The 2,057-nt window shown below is 67.0% G+C and carries 3 protein-coding genes and 1 pseudogene; 2 read left to right on the top strand and 2 right to left on the bottom strand.

All coding sequences use genetic code 11. The annotated features are described in order from the left end of the window. Window positions 1–10 precede the first annotated feature (10 nt). Window positions 11–400, top strand: coding sequence for an SUMF1/EgtB/PvdO family nonheme iron enzyme (locus tag OZN99_RS30435; protein WP_333779789.1), 390 nt, complete (start codon window positions 11–13; stop codon window positions 398–400). Here the strand turns inward: OZN99_RS30435 and OZN99_RS30430 are convergent. Further along, window positions 295–512 (bottom strand): annotated as a pseudogene (locus tag OZN99_RS30430) (helix-turn-helix domain-containing protein); the annotation flags it as partial. The gene OZN99_RS30435 and the pseudogene OZN99_RS30430 overlap by 106 nt on opposite strands. A 185-nt stretch (window positions 513–697) precedes the next feature. Here OZN99_RS30430 and OZN99_RS30425 point away from each other — a divergent pair. Beyond that, the gene (locus OZN99_RS30425; RefSeq protein ID WP_270938951.1) at window positions 698–1,216 is read left to right on the top strand and encodes a BLUF domain-containing protein; all 519 of its coding nucleotides are present in this window, start codon (window positions 698–700) and stop codon (window positions 1,214–1,216) included. Between the two features lie 238 nt (window positions 1,217–1,454). On the opposite strand, the gene OZN99_RS30420 is transcribed toward OZN99_RS30425, so the two are convergent. Then, a partial coding sequence (locus OZN99_RS30420) for an integrase core domain-containing protein (protein ID WP_270938950.1) occupies window positions 1,455–2,057 on the bottom strand: 603 nt, incomplete at its 5' end.

Raw genomic sequence — 2,057 nt, 5'->3', positions numbered from 1 at the left:
CCGCGACGCGATGAGCGCGACGGCCAAGGGCTGCTGCCTGCCCGGCGGCGCGCGCGACGCCCTGCCCGGGGCGCCCGCGATCATGGCGGCGCCGGGCCGCGACGAGGCGGAGACGGTGCCGATCCCGGGCGGCGGCGCGCTGGTCGGGACCGACCAGCCCTTCTTCCGGGAGGATGGCGAGGGCCCGGCGCGGCGTGTGACGCTCGCACCCTTCCGCATGGACGTGGCGGCGGTGACGAACCGCCGCTTCGCCGCTTTCGTGGACGCAACCGGGTATCGCACCGGTGCGGTTCACAGCCCGTCCGGTCCTTTGGCGTTGAAACGCACCACCCAATCCCGCACGACCTGCAGGGTGACGTTGCCAAGCCGCGCCGCCTCCGAGCGCGTGCCGCCATCGTAGATCGCCGCCACCGCCAGCAAACGGCGCGCCTGGGCGGCGTCCTTGCTCCGCCGAGCCACACGGCGAAGCTCGGGGGGTCGAAGTCGGATCGCAGGGCAATAGCGCGCCGCATGGTGAGCCTCCGGGGATCACCAGCTTGCATCACATCACCGCCGCGTCCGGGAATCCCGCTCGTGAATCACGGGCCGCGAGAGTTGGTATCAATCCTTGCTTACCCAACTCAGAGAGTTGCGCTACCCTCACGCGAGTTAACCCGCATAGCGCGGGTTGCCCGGCATAGACAAAGCGAGCTGACCTATGTTCGACGAATTTGGTTTTCCAAGCGACGCTGACTCGGGCTACGCTGGGCCCATTCTCGATACTTTCGTCTACTGCAGTCGTGCCGCCGAAGGCGTCGACGACGCCGAGGTCGACCGCATCATCGAGTTGTCTCAACGCCGCAATGTCGCCCGGGACATCACCGGCGTGCTGGTTTTCGGCAGCGGCGTTTTCTTCCAGTGGATCGAGGGGCCGCCGGCCCAGGTGGAGAACCTGATCGCGAGCCTGCATGGCGATCCGCGCCATTACGACATCGTCACGCTGGACCGGAATGTGGAAAAGCGCGCGCGTCTATATCCGAATTGGGAGATGGAGCGGGTCGGAGCCGACGACATCCGCGCGGTGCTGCAGGAAGCGCTCGGGAGCGCCGAAGACGAAAACAACATCGCGGCACTGAAGCGTATTCTCGAGCACCTCGGTTCGGGTCCGCTGGATACGCTCCACTCTTCTGCCATGAAGCGGGAGGGCGCCGACGCATCCAGGCCGGGGGCTCGCTAATTGGCATAACCTGATCGTACGTTGGGTTGTTCGTCGCACTTGCTCGTAGCTCGGGGGCTGCTGAAGCGCATAGGCGTTCCGACGCGCCCCAAACCGGATGATGGCCTGCCGACATCGCTGCTCAGCGGGGAGAGCCTGGAGATGAGCATCGCCTTCAGTGACCTGCCCCCGTAGAAGCGGTCCGCCTGTAATGTAGTCCGGCGGCAGCTTGGTCCGCTCCCCGCCTCTGGTCCGGGGTCTACGCAACTCGTCGGGCTGTTCGAGCCTGCTCGGCGAACGCCCGCGGGGTCAAGTTCCGTAGTGACCCGTGCGGCCGTTCCTCGTTGTACTCCCCCCTCCAAGCCTCGAGCCGCTCCCGCGCATCGGCCAGCGACAGGAACCAAGAGGCGTTGAGGCATTCCGCCCGGAGGCGGCTGTTGAACGCCTCGATGTGGGCGTTGTCCGTGGGCTTGCCGGGGCGGGAGAAGTCGATCTCCACCCCGTTCAGGTGCGCCCACTGGTCCAGCATCCGGCCCGCGAACTCCGGGCCATTGTCCACCTTCAGCGTCTTCGGCCGCCCCCGCTCGCGCGCCAGCCGGTCGAGTTCGGCCACCACGTCGAAGGCCCGGAAATTGGCTCTCGGCACTATCGAGAGCGCCTCTCGCGTGTGGGCGTCGATCACCGCCAGGATCCGGATCGGCCGCCCGTCGAACAGCGCGTCGGAGACGAAGTCCATCGACCATGTCTGGACGGTCCCCGCCCTGCAAGCATGATCGTCTCGGCTGGCTTGGGCGGCGCGCGTGCGGTCATGTCTGCGGCCTTTGATTGCCACCATGTGGTAGCTGGCCTCGATGGGTTCCGC

The organism is Falsiroseomonas oryzae (assembly GCF_027856955.1).
Classification (GTDB): domain Bacteria; phylum Pseudomonadota; class Alphaproteobacteria; order Acetobacterales; family Acetobacteraceae; genus Falsiroseomonas; species Falsiroseomonas oryzae.
The sequence above is the reverse complement of the archived record's forward strand: the minus strand, read 5'-3'. Positions and strand labels throughout refer to the sequence as shown.